Source organism: Streptomyces sp. 11-1-2, from assembly GCF_003595545.1.
GTDB classification, from domain to species: Bacteria; Actinomycetota; Actinomycetes; order Streptomycetales; family Streptomycetaceae; genus Streptomyces; species Streptomyces hygroscopicus_B.
The window spans coordinates 3,886,796-3,907,566 of the sequence record NZ_CP022545.1; the positions used below are offsets into that span (position 1 = coordinate 3,886,796).

General features: G+C 69.0%; 21 protein-coding genes and 1 pseudogene. 1 reads left to right on the forward strand and 21 read right to left on the reverse strand.

What is annotated here, in order from left to right; all coding sequences use genetic code 11:
* Positions 1 to 8: 8 nt before the first annotated feature.
* From CGL27_RS16530 to CGL27_RS16545, 4 genes and pseudogenes are all read right to left on the reverse strand, one after another.
* Positions 9 to 1,346, reverse strand: a complete 1,338-nt coding sequence (locus CGL27_RS16530; protein ID WP_119987863.1) for an MFS transporter — start codon at positions 1,344 to 1,346, stop codon at positions 9 to 11.
* Between the two features lie 59 nt (positions 1,347 to 1,405).
* Positions 1,406 to 1,846, reverse strand: a pseudogene (locus tag CGL27_RS16535) (DUF3459 domain-containing protein); the annotation flags it as partial.
* Positions 1,847 to 2,230: 384 nt separating this feature from the next.
* Positions 2,231 to 3,691, reverse strand: a complete 1,461-nt coding sequence (locus CGL27_RS16540) for a HAMP domain-containing sensor histidine kinase (RefSeq protein ID WP_119987869.1) — start codon at positions 3,689 to 3,691, stop codon at positions 2,231 to 2,233.
* Positions 3,678 to 4,358 (reverse strand): response regulator transcription factor, encoded by a 681-nt coding sequence (locus CGL27_RS16545; RefSeq protein ID WP_119987872.1) that lies wholly within the window; start codon positions 4,356 to 4,358, stop codon positions 3,678 to 3,680. The genes CGL27_RS16540 and CGL27_RS16545 overlap by 14 nt, the downstream gene beginning before the upstream one ends.
* A 389-nt stretch (positions 4,359 to 4,747) precedes the next feature.
* Here CGL27_RS16545 and CGL27_RS16550 point away from each other — a divergent pair, with 389 nt between their 5' ends.
* Complete coding sequence (locus CGL27_RS16550; protein ID WP_240450983.1) at positions 4,748 to 6,025, forward strand: glycosyltransferase family 39 protein; 1,278 nt, start codon at positions 4,748 to 4,750, stop codon at positions 6,023 to 6,025.
* Positions 6,026 to 6,311: 286 nt separating this feature from the next.
* Here CGL27_RS16550 and CGL27_RS16560 read toward each other — a convergent pair whose 3' ends face one another.
* The 17 genes from CGL27_RS16560 to CGL27_RS16630 all read right to left on the reverse strand — a co-directional run bounded on the left by CGL27_RS16560 (position 6,312) and on the right by CGL27_RS16630 (position 20,757).
* Entirely contained in the window at positions 6,312 to 6,476 is a 165-nt protein-coding gene (locus CGL27_RS16560) for a hypothetical protein (protein WP_205587708.1), read from the reverse strand.
* Positions 6,477 to 6,605 (reverse strand): hypothetical protein, encoded by a 129-nt coding sequence (locus tag CGL27_RS53145; protein ID WP_276147862.1) that lies wholly within the window; start codon positions 6,603 to 6,605, stop codon positions 6,477 to 6,479. It lies immediately after the preceding gene.
* A gap of 28 nt (positions 6,606 to 6,633) precedes the next feature.
* Positions 6,634 to 7,656 (reverse strand): ABC transporter permease, encoded by a 1,023-nt coding sequence (locus CGL27_RS16565; RefSeq protein WP_240450517.1) that lies wholly within the window; start codon positions 7,654 to 7,656, stop codon positions 6,634 to 6,636.
* The gene (locus CGL27_RS16570) at positions 7,653 to 8,609 is read right to left on the reverse strand and encodes an ABC transporter ATP-binding protein (RefSeq protein WP_119987878.1); all 957 of its coding nucleotides are present in this window, start codon (positions 8,607 to 8,609) and stop codon (positions 7,653 to 7,655) included. The genes CGL27_RS16565 and CGL27_RS16570 overlap by 4 nt, the downstream gene beginning before the upstream one ends.
* Positions 8,606 to 9,043 (reverse strand): GntR family transcriptional regulator, encoded by a 438-nt coding sequence (locus CGL27_RS16575; protein ID WP_346345732.1) that lies wholly within the window; start codon positions 9,041 to 9,043, stop codon positions 8,606 to 8,608. Before CGL27_RS16575 ends, CGL27_RS16570 begins: the two co-directional genes overlap by 4 nt.
* 1,208 nt (positions 9,044 to 10,251) lie before the next feature.
* Positions 10,252 to 10,788 carry a DUF6349 family protein gene (locus tag CGL27_RS16580; protein ID WP_119987884.1) on the reverse strand — a complete coding sequence of 179 codons (537 nt, stop codon included), beginning with the start codon at positions 10,786 to 10,788 and terminating at the stop codon, positions 10,252 to 10,254.
* Positions 10,789 to 10,940: 152 nt separating this feature from the next.
* Positions 10,941 to 13,013, reverse strand: a complete 2,073-nt coding sequence (locus tag CGL27_RS16585) for a pentapeptide repeat-containing protein (RefSeq protein ID WP_119987887.1) — start codon at positions 13,011 to 13,013, stop codon at positions 10,941 to 10,943.
* Between the two features lie 304 nt (positions 13,014 to 13,317).
* Entirely contained in the window at positions 13,318 to 14,964 is a 1,647-nt protein-coding gene (locus CGL27_RS16590) for a DUF4192 family protein (RefSeq protein ID WP_119987890.1), read from the reverse strand.
* Complete coding sequence (locus tag CGL27_RS16595) at positions 14,961 to 15,488, reverse strand: hypothetical protein (RefSeq protein ID WP_119987893.1); 528 nt, start codon at positions 15,486 to 15,488, stop codon at positions 14,961 to 14,963. The genes CGL27_RS16590 and CGL27_RS16595 overlap by 4 nt, the downstream gene beginning before the upstream one ends.
* A complete protein-coding gene (locus CGL27_RS16600) occupies positions 15,485 to 16,495 on the reverse strand; it encodes an N-6 DNA methylase (protein ID WP_119987895.1) in 1,011 nt (336 codons plus the stop codon). Before CGL27_RS16600 ends, CGL27_RS16595 begins: the two co-directional genes overlap by 4 nt.
* A gap of 91 nt (positions 16,496 to 16,586) precedes the next feature.
* Positions 16,587 to 16,889 (reverse strand): hypothetical protein, encoded by a 303-nt coding sequence (locus CGL27_RS16605; RefSeq protein ID WP_119987898.1) that lies wholly within the window; start codon positions 16,887 to 16,889, stop codon positions 16,587 to 16,589.
* A gap of 63 nt (positions 16,890 to 16,952) precedes the next feature.
* Complete coding sequence (locus tag CGL27_RS16610) at positions 16,953 to 17,591, reverse strand: hypothetical protein (protein WP_119987901.1); 639 nt, start codon at positions 17,589 to 17,591, stop codon at positions 16,953 to 16,955.
* A gap of 297 nt (positions 17,592 to 17,888) precedes the next feature.
* Entirely contained in the window at positions 17,889 to 18,059 is a 171-nt protein-coding gene (locus CGL27_RS50065) for a hypothetical protein (protein ID WP_162952993.1), read from the reverse strand.
* Complete coding sequence (locus tag CGL27_RS16615) at positions 18,056 to 18,883, reverse strand: phosphoadenosine phosphosulfate reductase family protein (protein WP_240450518.1); 828 nt, start codon at positions 18,881 to 18,883, stop codon at positions 18,056 to 18,058. Before CGL27_RS16615 ends, CGL27_RS50065 begins: the two co-directional genes overlap by 4 nt.
* Positions 18,880 to 19,383 (reverse strand): hypothetical protein, encoded by a 504-nt coding sequence (locus CGL27_RS16620; protein ID WP_119987907.1) that lies wholly within the window; start codon positions 19,381 to 19,383, stop codon positions 18,880 to 18,882. Before CGL27_RS16620 ends, CGL27_RS16615 begins: the two co-directional genes overlap by 4 nt.
* A gap of 62 nt (positions 19,384 to 19,445) precedes the next feature.
* A complete protein-coding gene (locus CGL27_RS16625; protein ID WP_162952994.1) occupies positions 19,446 to 19,787 on the reverse strand; it encodes an HU family DNA-binding protein in 342 nt (113 codons plus the stop codon).
* Positions 19,788 to 19,947: 160 nt separating this feature from the next.
* Entirely contained in the window at positions 19,948 to 20,757 is an 810-nt protein-coding gene (locus CGL27_RS16630) for a hypothetical protein (RefSeq protein ID WP_119987913.1), read from the reverse strand.
* Positions 20,758 to 20,771: the final 14 nt, after the last annotated feature.

A 20,771-nucleotide genomic window follows, 5' to 3' on the forward strand; every position in this document is an offset into this window, starting at 1 on the left:
GAGGAGAACTACGCCCAGGACGTTTCGTTCGGCTCAGGCGGGCCCGAGGAGGATGCCTGCGACTTCCTGGTGGACCGGTCCATGAGCAAAAGCCCGATGGCGGCGATGAGCGCGAACGTGGCCGGTACGAGGAAGACGTGGGGCAGGCCGACCACCCCGACCCCCAACCCTCCAACGGACCCTCCCAGCGCGGAGCTCAGCGCGGTGGAGCTCATGAAAATCGCGGAAGCGGTGGCCACGGCGCTGGGGAGGAGGCGCTGGGCCATGATGATCCCCAGCGCCGCGAAGACCCCCCACACCCCACCCATGAGGATCTGCCCGGCGAAGAGTCCGGGTGCGCTGCCCGTGGTGGCGAAGCAGACGTTGGCGGCGACGCCGAAGCCGGCCGCAACGACCATGAGCCGCATCATCCCGATTCTTCGGGCGGCCAGGACTGAGAGCGGCATCAGCACCAGTTCCACCAGCGGCTGGATGCCGACGATCGCGCCTTCGATCCCGGAGGGGAAGTGCAGGCGGTCGATCATGTAGATCGGCAGGTATGCGTATTTGATCGGCTCGCCGGCGTACACGAGCACATACAGCGCCGTGAACAGCAGCAGCGGTCCCATCGTCCGCACCTTCATCCGAAGAGGGACTTCCGGCAGCGCCGTCTTCCGTGACGGGCTCGCGGACCCCGATCTCGGCGGTGTCCGGAGCATGCCCAAGGGGACGAGCTGCGCCACGGCGCACAGCGCGGTGGTGAACAGCATCGGCCGCAGTCCGAAGCGGGCCGCGAGGATGGCTCCGGCGGACGGTCCGACGATCCAGCCGGCGGTCAGCGCCATCCGCACGATGGAGACCACCCCGTCGCCGACCGCGCTGGGGCGGACACCCAGTTCGTCGTGGATGGCGGCGAAGAGTTGGGAGGCGGAGGCAACGGCGAAGCCGAGGACGACGGCCCCGATGACGAAGGGCATCCACAGCCGCGTCGCGCAGGCGATGCCCGCCCAGCCCAGGAATCCCGCGACGGCGCACACGCGAAACAGCCCCAGCCGCCCCCCGGTGCGGTCCGACCGCGCACCGACCAGGTAGCCGGCCACTGGCGCGGTCAGGCTCGTGAGGTAGAACAGGCCGGCGGCGGTCAGCGAGCCGCCCAGGTCCTTGGTCAGAAACAGGGCGATCTGCGGCGCGGCCGCAGACTGTCCCAGCCCCGCCAGGAACAGGGCGATGGTCGCGCCGCGGTACAAGGGTGAGGCCAGGACGAGCCGGACCGCGGAGTCCCGTACCGTCGGCTCGCTCACCACCGCCTCCGGGACCATGTCTTCGATGGAGCCGGGCTGCCGCCCGACGTCGTCATGCTCGCTCATGCGCTGGCTCGTGCCCTCCCCGCAGGCGTTCCGGCGCCCGCCTCATCCAAGAACCCCGATCAGTCGGTCCACCAGACGGTGCTGTCCCCCGGCAGCACCACATGGCTCTCCGTCACCTGGATCCCGGCCGTGGCACTCGCCAACAGCAGCTGGCCGTACACGGATATACGCACCGGCTCCTGTGTCGTGTTCGAGGTGCACACGAAGCGTCGGCCGTCCTCGGCAGTCCGGCGGAAGGCAAGCACGCCGGCCGGCGCGTCAAGCCACACAACAGATGTACCCGCCCCGAGCGCGGGGTGCTGGCGCCGGACTGCCAGAGCCATTCGATACACCTCAAGCGTGGAGTCGGGCTTGCCCGATTGCGCCTCAACACTCAACCGGCCCCAGTCCGCGGGTTGGGGCAGCCAGGCGCCTCCCGAACCGAATCCGTACGACGGCCCGCTAACGGTCCAGGGCAGGGGAACCCGACAGCCGTCACGGAACCCGTCCTGGCCGTGCGCACTGATCGCTCGCCGGTCAGTGACGGTGGCCTGGCCGACCTCGCCGTCGCCCTGGCGACCGCACCTCGCCTCCGCCGAACTCGCCGAGCACGTCCTGGACATGATGCTCACCCAGAATGAGCGCCGTGTGAACGGCTGGTAGGGAACTGGCCTCATTCACGAGTAGCGGTTCTGGCATCAGCGGCAGCGCCGTTCTGCGGCTGGTCGACGCTTTTCCCGAGCTTGAGGTGACTGCGGCTTCCGTTGAGGTTTCCACGTTTCGCATGCCTGAGATGCGACCGGGGTCTGCGCGTGGAGCAGTGGTGTTCCCTCACGCCGACGCTCGGGGGCATGCATATGCTCCCGGGCGCGCGTCGTGCCACGCGTCTCACGTGGAGAGGTACGTCATTTCTCGGCTGGGGTGGGGGCTTGAGGGAGGCGTAGCTGGAAGCATGCTCCGAGGGTCCGGGGGGTGAGGGTGAGGGTGCCTTGGTGGCGGTGGGCCAGGTCGCGGGCGATGGCGAGGCCCAGGCCGGTGCCGCCGTGGTCGCGGGAGCGGGCGTCGTCGAGCCGGACGAAGCGTTCGAAGATGCGCTCGGCGTCCTCGGTGGGCACGCCCGGTCCGTCGTCGTGCACCGTGAGGACGACCCAGGCGTCCTGGTTTCGGATGGTGATCTGGACGCGGTGTGCGGCGTGGCGGGCGGCGTTGTCGATGAGGTTGCGCAGCAGCCGTTCGTACTCGTCGGGGCTTCCGTGTGCGTGCGCGGGGGCGGCGCTGTCGCAGGTGAGGGTCAACGGCCGTTCGGTGAGGGGGTATTGCTCGGTCAGCCGGGAGGCGAGGGCTGTCAGGTCGACGGTTTCGGGGTCGGCTATGGGGGTGCGGGTGTCGAGGCGGGCGAGGAGCAGCAGGTCTTCGGCGAGGGCCTGGAGGCGGCGAGTCTGTCGTGCGGCGGTGGTGGCCGCGGCGGGCCAGTCGGTGCGTTCCGGGTAGGCGAGCGCGACTTCCAGGCTGGCCAGCAGTGTGGTGAGGGGGCTGCGTAGTTCGTGGGCGGCGTCCGCGACGAAGCGGCGTTGCTGGGCGGCGGCGTTGTCGAGGCGTTGGAGGGTGCTGTTGATGGTGGTGGCCAGGGCGGTGATCTCGTGTCCCGTGGCGGGGACGGTGACGCGTTCGCGGGGGTCGCTCGCGGTGACCGAGGCGGTGAGGACGCGGATGGCTTCGACCGGCCGCAGCGCGATTCGGACGGCGAAGTAGGCGGCGGCGGCGATCAGTACGAGGCTGACGAGCCCGGCCCGCAGCAGCAGGCGGTCAGTGATCTTGGTGTTTTCCTCGGCTGTGTACGGGAGCACCACCACATAGACCCGCAGCTTGGCGTCGGCGGCGACGCCCAGAGCGGTGACTTTGTCGCTGCTGAGTTCATCGGCTCTGATATCGGCTGACATGACCCGATGGGTCCCGCCGGCCATATCGCCTCTGATTCCGGGGTTGTAGTCGCGGTTCACAGGCAGGCGCACGAAATTGGGCGCCCCTTGCCCGGTCGGAGTGGGCATCACGTGGTGGGTGCCGGGGTCGAAGTCGTCCATGCCTCCGCCGTAGGCGACAGCGGTGCGCCGGCCGGTGGCGACGACCTCGTACGGCACGGGGCTTCTGTGAACGGGAACCACGCCTTCCTTCAGCTGGTCGACGAGAGCCCAGAGCTGTTCCAGGGCTTGTTCTTGGGCGATCTGCGTGTTCTGGCGGTAGACGTCACGGTGGACCCACCAGCCGATGCCGGCCAGGATGACGGCGGCGGTCGAGGCGGCGGCCAGGGCCGCGACGGCTCGTACCGAACGCGGCCACCAGCGGCGTCGCGGCTCAGTCGCGTTCACGGTCGTCCACCAGCCGGTAGCCGGTACCCCGTACGGTCTGCAGGGACTTCCGGTGGAACGCGGCGTCCACCTTCTTGCGGAGGGCGCTGACGCGCGCTTCCACCAGGTTGGGATCCTGGGCTTCGTCGGGCCACGCGTGATAGAGCAGATCCGTTTTGGAGACCGCCTGGCCCGCCCGGCGGGCCAGCAGCTCCAGCACGGCGAACTCCCGGGGTGTGAGTTCCACTCGGGCCCCGGCCCGACGGCAGACTCGGCCGGCGACATCCAACGAGAGGTCGCCCACGGCAAGGACGGGCGGGGCGACCGTGGCGGCTCGTCTGACCAGGGCCCGCAGCCGTGCGACGAGCACCGTGTAGGAGAAGGGTTTGGCCAGGTAGTCATCGGCCCCCGTGTCCAGGGCCTCTGCCTGATCCCAGTCCCCGTCCTTGGCGGTGAGTACCAGGATGGGGGTCGCGTTGCCCTCCCGGCGCAACTGGGCGCAGACCTTGTAGCCGTTGAGTCCGGGCAGCATCAAGTCCAGTACGACAAGGGCGTATTCGCCGGTCCGGGCCATCCACAGTCCCTGCCGGCCGTCATGGGCCAGGTCGACGCTGTAGCCCTCGGCGGTCAGACCGGTGTGCAGGGTGTGGGCAAGGTCCACCTCGTCTTCGACCACCAGAATGCGCATGTGGTGCAGCCTTGCACAGCGTCGGCCCGCCTTCCTGATCGGCCGATCAGGTTGGGTCAGCCTCCGGTCAACGAGGTCCGGGCACGCTGACGGAGTCTCTTCGCCGCTGCTGAAAGGCCCTGTCGCCGATGTCCTGTGTTGAGTCCGACATCATCAACGATACGGAAAATGCTCCTCAGGAAGTTTCCTTTCTCTCACGCCGAAGATTCCTCACTCCCCTACTCTTGCCCGTTTCACTGTCCGCCCTTCTCGGCGTATGGGGAATTCGCAGAGATGAAGCCCTGTGGCATGACGAGGCTGTGACTCTCGAATTGGCTTCCCGTAGCCTGCCGGACCTGTGGCAGACGCTGGGTAACATTGACGCCGTGCATGGAGCGTATTACCTTCTCATGCATGGGCTGTTTGGCCTATTTGGGACCGACCTCCTGGTGCTGCGTCTTCCCTCTGTTCTCGCCAGTGCGCTGGCAGCGGCAGGAGTCACGGCGCTCGGGGTCCGATTGTCAGGGACGCGAGCTGGAATACTGGCAGGTCTTTCCTTCGCCGCACTCCCAGATGTTCAAAAGTATTCACAGGAGGGGCGCTCGTACTCACTGGTCTGCGCACTTGTGGTCTGGGCCACATATTTTCTTGTGAGTGCGGCGCTTAGCTGCCGAGCCCCGGTAATTATTAGGCGTAGAAGTCCGATGGCGCCGTGGATCGTATATGGCGCTCTCATGCTGGCAGCGTGCATTCTGCATCAGTTCGCCGCCCTTGCCCTGGTAGTACATGCCTTCGCCCTGCCAGACCATGCGCGGCGCCCGTGGGCATACACCGCACTATTGGTTGCGGCAGGAGTCGCACCCCTTGCGGCTCTGGGAATGGCGCAATCTGGGCAAGTCGCATGGATCGACGGTGTCACCGGTAGCGAATACCAGCACTTCGCGATACTGGCTTCTTTCGCGATAGCGCTGTCTTACTTCGCTTCGTCAGGGAACGCTGGCAAAGTTTCCGCTGAAGCGCCTTTCAGTCTACGGGCGATCGCCCTGCCTCTGTTCATATTGCCCACTACACTTCTCATGCTAATTTCTCTGTACAAGCCTTTCTATGTAGAGAGGTACGTGCTCTACGGTCTCGTCGGCCTGGCGCTCCTTCTGGGGGCCGTGCTGGATCGTGTGCCTGAACTAGGGCGCAACCTGCGAGTGACCGCAGTGATTGTTGTCGCGTCGGCAATCGCACTGCTCATACCCGAGTCCCTTAAGCTGCGGGCACCGGAAAGCCGATCGGATAATGTCACCGCGCTGGCAAGAATCCTGTCCAGGGAATACGCTCCTGGCGACGGAATTCTCTACTTGTCCGTGAAGAGGCGCGCATGGTCGCTGGCCTACCCATCGGAAAATAGAGGGATGTTCGACCTTGCCCAGGCGCTCACTCCGGCAGCCTCGCACGACCTTTACGGCACCGAATTGCCTTCCCCTCAGATTCGCGCGCACATGCGCAGCAGCGCACGAATTCTCGCAGTAACGGAACCCGAAGGCATTCATATCGAAAGCAACGGGACAGAGCTAATGAAGGAGAGGGTTCTGGCAAAATATTTCACCAAGGACCTCACCATACAAATTGACGGGGCGCAAGTCATTATTTACGAACCCCGTACGACGGCTACTGAGACTGAACCCGTGGTGTCGTAGGAGCTGACGGTTCGTCGCCCCTCAGGCGTTCCCGGAGCGCGGCGAAAAGGTCGGTCAGATCTGGCTCCCGCATACGGAGATCACCGAGCTGATCGCCCTGCGCACCCACAAGCAAGCGCTCAAGGCGCTCGCCGCGCGGTTCGACGAGATCGTCCCCGGCTTGCGCAAGGCGCTGCGCGACTCGTACCTGTCGAGCCGGGCGGTCGGCGGCGGCTGGAGCGCCTGAGCGCGCGGGCGACGCCGGCAGACAGACACCCCGGTTCGGTGGATCAGCAGGTCGGTGCGTTCAGCGCCGAGAGGCGCGGGTGACCACGGCGTTGGATGTGGTCACCGCGCTGCAGACCACCCAGGCGAGTTCGGCCTCGATTCCTCCCGCGCTCGGGTGGTAGAGGGTGGCTTGAACGGTACCGACGAGCTGCCCGTCCGCGAGCCGCCGGAGCATCCAGTTCAATCAGCCGTGCCTGCCGTCCGGGGACTGCCCGGCCGACTGCCGCTGGTACTTGGCCTGGGCCCGGTTCACCGGCTCGTCGACCAGCCGGCCGTCCACGGCCTTCGCCGACACGGCCGCTGTCGACTCCACGGCCTCGTGCTCTGCCCTCGGCGCGCGGTCAGCGCAGAGCGCGCCGCGCCGCGTACACCAGCACACCGGCCGTCAGCAGGATCAGCCCGGCCAGCGCGCCCGTCGCCGCCCACTGCATGGCGTCCATGTGGGAGAACGGCAGATACTCCTTCGACCAGCCGACCACCCCGTCGCGCCGCAGGCAGGCCGGCCTGTCTTCCGCGTTCGTGCAGGTGCCCCAGCCGCGCAGTGAGCCGTCGCCGGTCACATAGGAGGTGTCCACCTCCAAGGCGTTGTCGGGGACCTTCGGAGACTCGCCCTCGCCGAACCGGCCGCCGCCCGTGGTCTTCGTCACCGTGGTCGCGAACATCATCCGCATCTGCGACCAGACGGTCTTCACCGCCAGCAGGGCGACCAAGGTCACCACCATCGCGGGCAGCGTGCGCCGCGTCAGCAGCCCGGCGGCAGCACCAATCAGCAGGCCGAGCACGGCCAGGGCCACCGCGACCGGTCCCGTGGTGTCGAACCCGCCGGCGCTGGTGAAGTCGGCGTTGACAGCCATGTGGTTCACCAGCGGCGTCCACAGGGCCTTCATGGCGATTCCGGTGGAGAGCGCCGCCGCGCCCGCGAACACGGCGGCCATGCCGAGCTTCGTCGCCACCCAGCTCCAGCGGCCGTACGACTGGACGCCCACGAACTTGGCGGTGCCGGTCTCCAGGTCTCCCGCGAACAGCGGGGCGCCGATGAACATCCCGATGATTACCGGCAGGCCCGCCAGCGCCAGACCCAACAACTCGAGCCGTTGGTAAGCGGCGTCGAGGGCCGCGGTCGCGCCGGGGGACGGGTTCGCTTTCTCGGCGGCCGCCACGGCGCTGCTCGCGTCCTGGGCCAGCCACGCCAGGCCCGCCGTCGCGACGGCCGCCGCCGCGAGCAGCAGGAGGAACGCCGTCCGGTGCTGGCGCCACACCAGCCAGGCCATCCCGCTCGGACCGAATCCGCGCGCCCGGGTCCGCCGCCCCGGCAGTCCGGGGGAGCCGCCGTCCGCCCGGTGCGTCTGTATCGTCGTACTCACTTCGCTACCTCCGAACCGACTCCGGGAACGTAGGAGTTGGGGCTGATGAGCGGCGCGGAGCCGTTCTGCTGCAGATAGGCGAGGACCACTTCCTCCAGGGTCGGCGCGCTGTCCTCCCAGACGCCGCCGACCGGTCCGCCGGGGCGGACCAGCGCGGTGGTGTACCGCTGGTCGCCGTGGATCTCCACGACCGTGTGGTGCTCCAGGCCCGCGGGCAGCCCGTCGGGGCCGGTCGGTACCCGGTCGGTGGGCGCGGACAGGGACCGGTGGACGCTGATGATCTCGTCCACGTCACCGGCCAGTTGCAACCCGCCCTCGGCCACCAGCAGCAGGTAGTCGCACATCGTGTCGAGTTCGGCCACCAGATGGCTGGAGAGCAGGACGGTGATCCCGCGCTCGGCCACCTCGCCCAGCAGTGCGGCCACAGTCTGCCTGCGCACCAGCGGGTCCAGGTCCGCCAGCGGCTCGTCCAGCAGGACGAGGTCGGGGCGCTTGCCCAGGGCCACCGCGAGGGCGACCCGGGTGCGCTGGCCACCGGACAGCCGTCCCACCTTGGCGTCGAGCGGAACGGAACCGGCCCGTACGAAGCCCTCGGCCAGCTCCTGGTCCCAGCGCGGGTTCAGCTCACGGCCCAGCCGCAGCGTCTCGGCGACCGTGAAGCGCGCGAACAGCGGCTTCTCCTGCGGCAGGAACGCGACGCGCTGCCGCGCCTGCGCTCCGCCGGCCGGTTCGCCGAAGACTCTGGCCTCGCCCGCCGACGCCTCGCGCAGTCCCGCGACGATCTCCAGCATCGTCGTCTTGCCCGCTCCGTTCGGACCCACGAGTCCGCAGACCCGTCCGGCGGGCAGCCGGAACGTCGCGTCGCGCAGCACCCAGCGGCGCCCGTACTGCCGTCCGAGCCCGCGCACTTCCAGGGCGGTCCGCGCGGCCGCCCCTCCTGTCGACCCGCTCATCCCCGTCCCCCGTTCCGCTCGTCCGTACTGCTGCGGGCGGTGCCCGCCACCGTCTGCTGACGCTCCTGAAGCGCCAGTTCGACCAGATCCCGCACGTCCTCCTCCATCAGACCCGCGGCCAGCGCCCGCCCGGTCCACTCCGCCAGTTCGGCGTAGAGCGGTGACTCGGCGGCGGGCGCGTGGCTCCGGTCCGCGGCCGCGGCCGCGATGAACGTGCCCACTCCCTGCCGCAGCTCCACCACGCCGTCCCGGTCCAGCTCCCGATATGCCTTGAGCGTGGTGTTCGGGTTCACGGCGCAGGTCTCGGCCACTTCGCGGGCGGTCGGCAACCGGTCACCGGGCTTCAACGCGCCCGCTCTGACGGCCCGTTTGGTCTGCTCGACGATCTGCTGGTACGCCGCGACGCCACGGCGTCTCTCGATGTAGTACCGCATCCACTCCACCGCTAGTCCACTAGTTAAGTAGCTGAATACTGCAGAGGGGGACGGCCCGATGTCAAACGCGCCGGCCGTCGAGCCCCCGCACGCAGGCGGCCCGGACGCGCGCACACGAAAGCGCCGGCCCCCTCGGCGGGGCACCGGCGCGGCTCCGGAATGAAGCGGGAACCAAGCGGGTGCAGGGTGACGTGGGCCGGGCCCAGCGGGGACGAGACCGGCTTCGATCCCCGAAAGGGCCTGGCAGGGCGACATCGCCGCCCTCTTCGCCCACGGCGCACGGCGCACGGCGCACGGCGCACGGCGCACGGCGCACGGCGCACGGCAGTCAGGTGACACCTGGGCCGTTGGAGCGCAGACCCAACCCGGCTCCGACAGCCGAGGTCAGGACGACGCCGCCAACGCGGCCGTGAAGTGGATACGCGACCGCCCACCACGAACGACCTGGAGCTGGTCGGGGTTGAGAACTTCAACGACCACTACCCCGAGGAGCAACGAGCCGAGTTCTCGCTCACGCGCTGCACGGTTGCCCGCGCCCAGTCCCCGGGCCTCGATGACTGGGCGCTGCCGACGGGCTTGCCATCCGCAGCGGCCCTTCGAGGACCGCCCGCCGGTCCTCGAAGGGGCACTGGAAGACGGCGTGAAGGCCCCCTTGTCCCCTGAACCGGCCCCGTGTCCCCTGTATGGTCCCTGGATCTTGGTCTGAACGGATGAACGGGAGCCACCGCGTCAGCGCGGCGACTCCCGTATCTGCGTCTTCGCAGGTCAGGATCGGTCTGCCCGCGTAGTGCCCTGGTGGGGCGGGTGGGACTCGAACCCACGGCCGACGGATTATGAGTCCTTTGGTGATCGTCCGCGCTCTTCCCGATCTCGGCTTCCTCTTCACGTTTTCGCAGGTGAAAGCCTTCTTTTCGTGCCGGTCAAGCCAATCCTTTCCTGATCTTTCCCCGCCCTTCCGGCCACCTACGGGCCACTGGGGCCACATGCGGGCCACCGGGAGCCCCGCACCCGAGCTATGCAGTCAGCGACAAAGGCACCGCAGAGTGTGATGGCGCAGGTCATCGACGAGTATCGGTTGCTGAGTCGAAGCTGCGAGCAGCGGAGTGCCTTACCGGCGAAGCGGGCTCCCACCCCCTGTGCCCGGGGTGGAGCCGAGCGGATTCTTGCAGGTCAGCCGCCGTCCCCTCAGCGTACGCGTGGTTCCCCGTTCATGCTGCCTCCGTGCCGTCGAGTTCGGGGAACGGCAGTACCTCAGAAACCGCCGTCACGGGTGCGGTCTTCTTGGGCGGCTGGACGCCAAGGTCGTAGCCACCGCCCGGGGCTGCGCCGGGCTTATGCCGCTTCTCGATTCCGGTGCGGACGGTGCGGATGGGGCCACCTCGGTCGAACCAGCCGTCCGGGTAGAGGCGCTGGACATGCGTGAGCCAGTGGCGACCCCGGCGTTCGGGCATTGCGGGGAGGTCGCGCCAGTCTGGGTGGCTGTGGTCGTGGGCGTCCTCGACGGCTTCGTCCGTACGGCGCCGGTTGGGGCCTTCCCAGGTGCAGCCGAGGCAGGCCCCGCAGTGGAGGTAGGGCCAGGTCTCGCCGGAGCCGTCGGGGGCCGGTCGGCCCCAAGAGCGGACGAGGACCGTGGGCCGGTGGTCGGTGGTGGGCTCAGGCGGGGTGCGATGGGCGAAGCCAGGATGCCCCCAGTCGATACCCCATATAGAACGGTGATGGCGCTTCTTGAAAATCCCCACCCGCACTCACGTCGCTCCCCAGACCTGATCTTGTTCCCGCCCATGACATGAGCGGTGTCGGCGAAGCGGTGCCGCCTGGCAGGCGAGGCATCGGGGAGCCCAGGGCATCGGGCGGCGGTTGGGTGTTCCTTTCGGGAACACCCGGTGGTGATGGATAGTCAACGTTTGATGCGCCCGCGGACGGCGAGGACTGCGAGGCCGAGAAGGGTGGGCTCCATGAGCCGGGAGGTCATCTCGATGTAGGTGCCCGCGGTGGTGAGGTTCTGTCCGGAGGAGCGGAAGACGACGGAATTGACCGCGACGCGGGTGGCTTTCTCGGTGCGTGGCCAGGTGAAGCGCCGACTGACGTCGCCGTGCAAGGCGGGGTCGGGGGTGGTGGTGTGGAGGCTGAGGGCACTGCCGTGGAGGGTTCCGGTGGTGGCGGGGTCGGGATCGTGGGTGGGCAGGCCAACGCCCATGAGGAACAGGATGGTCAGTGACATGGCGGCGAGCAGCCAGACGAAGGCGCGGGAGGCGCGCAGGCCGTAGCCGGACAGCAGCCAGTAGCCCCACAGCAGGCGTCGTTCGCTCGTCGGGGTACCGGTTAGGTCGTGGCGGCGCATCTCGCACTCGCCGTAGTAGAAGTCTGCGGCGCCGGGCTCGTTCTTGCCGTCCTCGAATGCTTTGCGGAGCTGCCGGTACAGGGCCGCGACGTCGTCAGGGTCGGGGGTTTGTGCGGGGTTGGGGTGGTGCGGGCCGGCACGCCAGTGGTCGGGGGTGCCGGTGTGGCCTGGGGGCGGGGATGGCTGGGCGGTGGTTTGCGCGCGCCAGTGGTGTTCCTCGGCCAGGGTGCGCCGGCGTGTCCACCGGATGATACGTATCCCACGGCGATGCCAGCCGGTGGGCGCGGGGGCGAAAACGGTGCGGCCTTCAAGGCGGACCTGGTCGAGGTGGAAAGCCCCGGAGAATAGGCAGTCGCTCAGGTTGGTGTCGGTAAGGACCAGATGCGCGGCGTCCACTCCCTGCACCGAAGCCATCCGCGCCCCTGCGGGGCCTGACAAGACGCTCTCGTCCACGGGCCTGCCGGGCCCTGCGGTGAAGGGGGCCGGGTGGCTGGTGACCGCCACCGGCGCCGCAAACACCGCATGGCTAAGGTCTACCGTGGCGTAGCGCAGCCGCACCGTTGCCGTCGACTCCCAGCGAGTCCGCACGCAGCGCACCTCATGCGACGCGATCTCCAGCGTTACCGGCACCTCGAACACAGCCCCCGACAGATCCAACGCTCCGGCGCAGACAACCGGGCCCATACGCGAAGCCATCGCGAACTGCGCTTCTACGAACACGGCATTGCCGGAGAACTTTGCCCCGCCGAACAAGACGGTGCCAGCGAACTGGGCATCGTAGAACCGAGCGGTGCCGGTGAACTGCACCCTAGGGAACCGGGCACTGCCATTGAACTGCGCCCCGTCGAACCCAGCATGGCCCGAAAACAGACCCGCATCGAACCCGGCACTGCCGGAGAACTGCACCCTGACGAACCGGGCATCGCCAGAGAACCGAGCCTCACCAAACCCGGCGCGGCCGCAAAACAGCGCATCGTCGAATCGGACGGTGCCGGAGAACTGCGCCCCGCGAAACACGGAGTCGCGGGAGAACTGCGCCTCGCCAAACGCGGCTTCGTCGGAAAACTGCGCCTCGGCGAACCGGGCGGTGCCGGAGAACTGCGCCCCGCCGAACCAGGCGCCGCCAGAGAACTGCGTCCTAACGAACCAGGTGCCGCCACCAAACAGCGACTCACTAAACGAGGCACGGTCGGAGAACTGCGCCCTGTCGAAACGGACGATACTGCTGAACTGCACCCTGTCGAAACGGGCCGGGCCGGTGAACTGTGCCCCGTCGAACCAGGCGTCACCCGTGAACTGCGCCCCGCCGAAGTCGGCGGTTCCGGAGAACTGCGCCCCGCCGAACCGGGCGTCACCAAGGTGGGGCTTTTCGGTGGTGGGATCGCGGAGTGCATGTAGGAAACGGTCCAGGAGGTCTTCGGTGAAGAGGGTGCCGCGGTGGTCGATGTCGGCACCGGGGACCAGGCCGACCAGATACGTGTCGCGGGCGGAGTCGGTCAGGTGGGCCAGGCATGCTCTGTGGCCGGGAACATGGATGCCGCGGCAGCCGATGGGATCGGTGGCTGGGTCTGCGCCATGCTCGCAGTACGGCCAGGGCGGCGCCGACGGTACGGCCTGGGGCGTGCTCATGACGTAACGGCTCCCGGGATGTGCAGTTAGTGCTGGACAGACAACGGTGAATGATCCAATCGCTAGCCACCATGTTGCTACTTCACGAAGGCCCAATCCGTGTTGAGCCCGCAACCAAGTGGTGATGACGAGCAGGGCAGGGAAAATTCAAAGATTCCCAACAACGGGAGTCCTTGGTCTTGTCCCAGAAGTGGGGCAGGTAGGCGGTGTGGCGGGCGACAGCGCCGCGCGGTTCGGAGGGGGTGGTCATAGGTTGGTCTCCTGGGCGGTGGCCCCGGCGAGGTTGCCGGGGCCACCGTGGTGGTCAGAGGGTGTCGAGATCCGCTCGGCTCGCAGCGAATCGCGCTGCGGTGTCTCGGAATGCCGCCAGGAGCGCGGCAGGGTCACACTCGGTGCGGATGCCGTGGAGCAGGATCTTGGCGAGCTCGTAGCCAGGGTTGATGTCGAGGGCGTCTGTGAAGGCGTGGGTGGCGGTGATGGTGTCGTCCTGTCGCCAAGCGACCCAGCCGAGGAGGGTGAGGAGGGGCGGGGCCTTGTCGGTGTGCGGCGGTACACAGCGCCGGGCGAGGTAGGCCCAGAGCTGCCGTTCGTAGAGGAGATTGCTCTCCTCGCCGGTGGACAATGCGGCGTCCCGGGTTTCCCGGTCTTGCAGGCCGAGGATGATGCGGGCGGCGATCTCGTCCATGAGCTGAGGTCGGCCGTTGCGGAAGTCGGTCAGGGCTCCGTCGATGATGTCGATGGTGCCGTGGCGGGCGAGGAGCCGTTCCTCTGCGGTGGGAACGTGGTCGTAGGGGTGGCTGGTGGCTGTGTCGAGGGCTTCGCGGTAGCGCACCACGGTGGTGTCGGTGGTGGGGCGGTACTCGCTGGCAACCTCGGCGGCGTGCTGGAGGAGTGCCGCGCGGTGGGCGTGGCCCTCGCGGACGGAGGCGAGCCACTCTCGGGGGTCTTCGCCATCGATGGTGCCGAGGTGTATGGCGGTGGCCAGCTCGTAGTCGGGGTCGGTGGTGATGGCGTCGCGCAGGGCGAGCCGGGCTGCGATGAGGTCGCCTTGCCGCCACGCGACGAAGGCGAAGAGCGTCAAGATGCGGACGGCCTCCTGTGTAAAGGGGGCGGCGCAGTGCCGGGCGAGGTAGGCCCACAGGCGTCGGGCATGGGGAAGGTCGTCGTCCTCCGCGTGGGCCACGCCGGCCTCCACGGCGGCGTCGTCCTGCAGACCGACGATGAGCAACGTGGTCAGGGCACGGCTGAGGGCGGTCGCCCCATCACGGAACTGGCCCATGGCGGCGTCGATCTGGTCCAGCGTCAACACGACCGTGGCCTCGCGTCCGGCGTTGGTCGCGCACCGGGTGTTGAAGTGGTCGGCGGCAGCGTGCAAGTCCTTGAGGAAGTCGGGGTCCGCCGTGGCCCGGAACTCCTTGATGATGTCGCGGGTGCGAGGGCCGGGGGTGCGGCCGAGGCGGGTCATCTGCGCGATGACGCTGGTGGGGTCCTCGGGCGACGGGAGCGGCTCGCCCTCGCAGCACCCGTCGATGTCGCACTCGTAGACCCACCACCGGTTCGCGACGAGCCCGATCGTTCGGAAAACGGTGACGCGGTGCCACGCGAACTCGTTCGTGAGCCAGGTGCCGACGGGGGCGAGGAGCGCGGCGGTCTCCTCGGGGCTCTGGCCGGGACGCGGTTCGCGGCAGAGGTAGATGATGACGCCCTGGGCAGGGTCGTGCCCGCGGTCGTGGGCGTAGGCCACGAACTGGCGGGCGGCGTTCTCGGCCGTGGCCCGCCATTCGGCGGTGTCCTCGGGGAGGGGGCACGTCATGGTCGGCCCGTCGTGGAAGTTCGGGCCGGGGGCGTGGAGGGCGATGCTGTCGTCGGGGTAGTGGCCGATGAGGTACGGCAGGACCTGGGCGAGGTGGGGCAGGTTGGTGACCTGCACGGTGTTGTCGGGCGTGCTCACTTCTGGGTTCCTTCCTTCTGCGGGGTGGTGTCGGGCTGCCCGATGCGGGCGGGCGGCGCCGGGGCGGGAATGCCTCGTGGCTTGTTCGTGAGAGCGGGGAGCAGCCGTTCGCAGACGAGCAGGCCGAGGTCGGTGGCCAGGGCCTTGCTGGTGCGGGTGGCCAGGACGGTGTGCCAGGTGCGGCCGGGCTGGAGCCGGGCGTCGTTGGCGGCTTGCGCCTCGGCCCGCTCGGTGTCGGTGCCGTCAGGGATCGGCGGCAGGTCGGGCCCCGCGGTGATCCAGGTCTGGATGGCGAGGCCGCGGGACTGGACGCGGAGGCCAACGCGGTGACCTTCGGGGTGCTGGTAGGTGGCGGTGCGGTCGGGAGTGTCGGAGTCCTCCTTTCTCCACGGCGGGTCGAGGTCGGGGGCGATGTGGTCGAGGGGCGGCACGTCGACCTCGTCGCGGGGTCCGGCAAAGGACGGGTGTCGACGGCGTGGTGTCGGGGTGGTGCCGGGTCGGGCGAAGGGGTCGGGTTCGGTCACGCGGCGTTCTCTTCGCTGGGCATGAGCTGGTCGACCAGGTCCAAGGCGCGGCGCCAGGCGACGATCGTGCTGGCGGTCTCCATGTACCGGTCGCGCTGCTCGAAGGCTTCTTTCGCTTCGGCGCAGGTCTTGGCGTAGTCGTCGTCCGGTGCGAGGGAGTCGGCGCAGCCGATGAGGCAGCGCGGGCCGAGGTCCCAGATGATCGCGTTGACGGCGGCGCATCCAGCGGACAGCGAGTCGATGTCGTTGCCGTACCAGTGGAAGTCGTGGGTGTTGAGGCCGAGGTCACGCAAGCGTTGGGCGACGGAGCGGAACATGGTGCCGGAGCCGACTGCGGGTTCGCGGATGGTCATGCCGGGCTGGGCGATGTCCTTGTCCAGGGTCATGTTGGCCATCAGGTCGGTGACGCACGCTGGCGTGTGGTATTCACCGCGCCACTTCTTGTCGCTCTTGTGGCGGAGGCCGGTGAGCAGAGGGCTGAGGACGTCGGCCTCGGAGCGTTGCCAGGGGTCGTCGTGGCCGGTGAGGTCCATCAGGCCGGTGTTGATGGCGGCGCGGGTGACGGCGTGGACGGCGCGGAGCTGCTGCTTGTCGGGGTCGGGGTTCCAGGCCCAGTCGTGGAGGCGTATCGCGCGGTTGATCAGGTCGGGGCGCTTGATCCAGTGGCCGAGGTAGATCTCCTTGAGCAGTTGCGGGAGTTCTTCGGGCTGGAGGTTGAGCAGCCAGTCCGGCAGGCCGGGGAGGTTGCGCAGCAGGGAGATTCCGGCGACGGTGCCGAGGGGGACGTCGATGCTGCTGCCGCCGAAGGACTGGTACCAGGCGTCGAGGACGTTCTCTGCGATCTTGCGGGCGTGCTCGTGAGGGTCGCGGGGGGCGGCGTAGCGGCGGGCGGTGATCTTGCCCGTGGGACGGGCCTTGGGCTTGGGCGGGGGCTTCTTCGCCCACGAGGGCGCTGGCCGCGCGGCGGTGGTCGGGGGCGCTGCGCGGGGCAAGAAGTCGTCGGACATGGCCGCGGATTCCTTTCTGCGGGCGCGCATGGGGCCGCCCCGGTGCGCGGTGCGCGGCCGGGGCGGCGTGTGGATGGGTTTGGGTGCGAGGTCAGCCGGTCTGCTGGAGGTCCTGGGGGGCGGCGAGGATGCTGCGGACCTCGACCGCGTACGCGGCTTCGGCGTGTCCGGACTGGCGTAGGCCGCTGATGAGGAAGAACAGGGCCGCCTCGTCGGCGTCCATGTCGCTCATGAGCTGGTCGAAACTGGTGTCGCGCAGCTCGTCAGGGCGGTGCTCGTAGGCGACGCGCAGGGTCATCTCGATCTCGGCGAGGGTCGCGGTGGCCTGCTCGTCAGTGAGGTTGAGCAGATTGGCCCAGGACGCCAGGGTGGCGTCGTCGACGGGGAGCTTCACGGGCTGGTGCCTTTCTGGATGGCCGTGCCGGCCGCGTGATGCGGCCCCAGGCACGGGCGGGGCTCAGGAGTTCGAGGGGGCGGGGAAGGGGTTGTCCTGGTGGTCGGGGTGGACGGCGGCGAGCAGACCCTCGTACACGGGTTCGGTGATCACGCCCCACCCGGCCCAGCGCATGACGGCGAGGTAGCCGAGTCGGCCTCCGGCGAAGCCGGTGCGCTCGTCGCAGTCGGGGTCGGGGTTGATGAAGATCCAGCCGGGTAGGCCCTCGACTGCCGGTTGCACCTGGAAGCCCCAGCGCAGGGCGTGCATGCCGTCGGTATGGAGGGGCGGCAAGCCACCGGCCTGGAGGATGCGGATCGCCCGCTGGACGTAGGGGTGGTCGTGGTGCTCGGGCAGTGCGCCGACGCCCTTGCGGATCGGCATGGGGTGAGCTGGTGTGCCTACGCTCGCGCGGTAGATGTCCATCAGGAGCAGGGCGTCCTCACTGCGGCCCGCGAAGCGCATGGCGAGGTTCGCGACGATGGCGACGGCGAAGCGATCGCGTTCGACAAGGCGCCGGAGCTGTTCGCCGGTCAGCTCGTCAATGCCGCTTTCGTGGATGGTCCTGTGGGCTCGTGCTGCGGTGCGCACCGCGCGGGCGACGTGATGGGGGTCCACGCCGATCAGCCCTGCCAGGAGGTGAACTCCTCGGCTGTAGTTCATGGTGACGGTCTCCAAGAGGTTTTGCCTTTGGGCGCGCCCCCGGCATGGGCTGGGGGCGCGGGATGTTGTCGGGGTTTGGGGGCGGTTAGCGGCGTCCGCCACATCCGGCGTGGCCGCAACCACCGCAGAAGCCGCCGCTGTTGCACTCGCAGCCGCATCCGTGGTTCCGGGTTTCCACTCCCAACCCCCTCCCCATTCGGGCATTTCCCGAATTTCTTACTTATATCTTAATGGCAAATACCCCAAGAGCAAGAAATGCCCAGTGGAATGCAAATTCACTTTCCGCAATTCAATTCCCTAATTTGCGGCTGCGGGAATGAGATCGGGCCATCGGAACCGACACCACGCCCGGCGGCGTGCGTCGGGGACCGGGATCGTCGGGTAGCCGAGCCAGTCGAGCCCCATCGCGGCGAGGATCGTGGCCACCCTCGGCAGGGTCACCGGGGCGCGCCGGAGATCGGCGGTCACGCGGCACCTCCCGCGCGCCGGATCACCTCGGCCATCGGAAGCTCCCGCCGGAACGGGACGCCCATCTCCTCCTCCAGATCGGCGTATTCGCGCGCCAGCTCGGGCCGGAGCCCAGCAGCGCACGTCAGGTCCGGGACGGAGGCGAGGACGCACAGGCTGCACGAGAGGCGGGACATCCCGGCGTCGTACGCCCAGTGGTAGGGCAGGCCGCGTTCCCAGATGCGCTGCCACACCTCGGCGGTGCTCCAGCGCAGCACGGGGTACCACTGGGTCACGGTGCGCCGCCCGCTGCTGGCGCGGCGGTCGACCTCAAGGGCGGGGCGCCGAGCACGGGCGCGGGACTCCTCCGCGCGGAACCCCATGACGTGCACGATCCGTGCCGGGCGGCCGGTGACGCCAAGGGCGTTCACCTGCTCGGTGATGAACCGGTGCGCCACGGCTCGCTTCTCCGATGTGCAAAACCGGGTCATGAGATGCGGAAACTGGCCCCGCGCTCGGATGCGGTGGAACAGGGACGGCCACTTGGCCATGCGGCGGACCGCGAACGGTAGCCCGTAGTGGTCGGCCTGGCGTCGCGCCAGGTCGGCGGTCTCGGGCCACTCAACGCTGTGGCCGCGCGGGGTGCGGCCGAGGTCGATGTGCAGGACCACGATGCGGTCGCGGACGCCAGCGGCGTCGGCCAGCCGTACGCCCTCGTCCATCGCGGCGATGCTGTCCTTGCCGCCACTGTTGCTGAACACGATGCGGTCGGCGGCGGCCAGGTCGGGAACTGGATCTGGGCCTTGCAGGGCGCGGGCGCTGACCAGTTCCATCTGGCCACTCACCGCTGGCCCTCCCCCATCGCGGCGCGGTACAGGGTGATCAGGCGTTCAGCGTCGTCCAAGGCCGGGCCCTTGCGCCGGTCGGCGTACTCGCCCTCGTAACTGCCGACCGGTCCCCACAGGTACCAGCCCGTGTCGTGGTAGCCGTCCTTCGGATTCCTGCGGTGGTAGCTCAGCTCCCACCAACCGTCGCGCCAGCGCCACAGGCGCTTCGCGTCCCGGTCGGGTACCCAACCGGCCCGCTCGGCCAGGGCCTGGAGGCGGGCCACGTCGGTGCGCAGCATCGCCGCTTCGGCGGCGGCGTCCAGATCGCGCGGCGCGGTGTGCTCGGTGCCGCCCGCCGGGTACGCGGGTCCTGCGGCGGGGCGAAGGCCGAGCTGGCTCACGGCGTCGTCCCTCTGGCGGGCAACGCGCCGCAGCAGACGGGCCGCACCGGACAGCCCCCGCTCCTCCAGCCACTTCGCGGTCGCGTCGACCTCTACGCCCACGGAATGGTCGTTCATGTCGTGCTCCTTCGGCAGGGCCGTCCCGGCGTGCGCCGGGACGGCCCCTGATGTGCGGCGAGTTACGGGCGGGCGACCTTGGGCGTCTTCGGGTCCTTCTGAATGCAGTTGCCGCTCTCGGGCATCGCGCGGCGGCCTGCGGCGAGGGCCTTGAACCGCGCGCCGGGCCGGAACTTCACGACGTGGGTCGCGCCGACCTGCACCCGCTCGCCGGTCTGCGGGTTGCGTGCGGTGTGGGCCGGGCGCTCCTCCCGGGTCAGGCTTCCGAATCCGGTGACGGAGACGACCTCCCCGGCGGCGACGGCGCGGACTATGGCGTCGAGCACGGATTCCACGGCGAGCCTTGCCGTAGCGCGGTCACCAGTCGCCTTAGCCACGACGTTGATGAGCTGGGCCTTGTTCACTGGGCATTCCTTTCGGATCGCTGGTTGTGCCGGAGGAGTTGATGGGCGGGCGCGCCACGCGGCAGGCAGAGTGCTGAGCCCGAAGCCGGGGTCCGCGTCGTGGTCGCACCCCGCGGCAGGAGAGTGCAGGGAATCGTTCATAAATGTCATCTATCTCTTGTCAGCCGGGAAGCCGGGTCAGGAACTTCCCGACCGCGAGCACCTGGGAGATCGGCAGGGTGACGGCCGCGTAGTCGGCGGAGACCAACGTCGGCTCCTCGCCGGGGCCGGGCCGGGCGGGCACGACCCACACCGTCCGCGTGCAGTCCGCGTACCGCGCCCCGACCTCGAGGAAGGCCCCAGCGAAGAGAAACAAGCGGGTGCGCAGCGAGGAGGACCACCCCTCGCCCGGCGTCGGGCCTTCCCAGGTGTGAGGGGCCTGAAGGCCGAGGAAGTCCGGCCCGGCGGTCACCAGCGTCCCCACGGGCCCCAGGGAGCGGAACTCGATCGCCTCACCGTCCTTGCAGGCGCTCCCCCACAGCGCGAGGTCGTCGGCACTGAGCTGCAGGGGGCGGCCGACGGCCAGTGAGTGGTCGCGGGCATCGAGCACGAGGCCCAGCAGCGCACGCCAGGCCAGGCGGCCGACGTGGGGCGCGGCAGGGACCGTGATCTGCGCGGGACCTTCGGTGAAGCGGAGCTGCTGGTGGCGGTCGCTGGTGACGTGCTCGACGGTGACGCGCTTGGAGGACTCCAGCCAGGCGCGCAGCGCGGCGGCATCGCCGTAACCGACCGGGGCCGTCCACACGCCGCCCGCGACGGAAGTACGAGCGACGGCAAGCGTCCGGTCACTGCATGCGACCGCATGGAGGTGACCAGGGGTGCAGTCGAGGATCAGAGCGTCGAGGTCGTTGGCGGCGTCGTCCGCCCGGAACCGGTGCGGGGCAACTCGATCGAGGATGGCCGCCAGGTCGCGGGCCTTGATGGTGAACATGCTTTTCTCCGCAG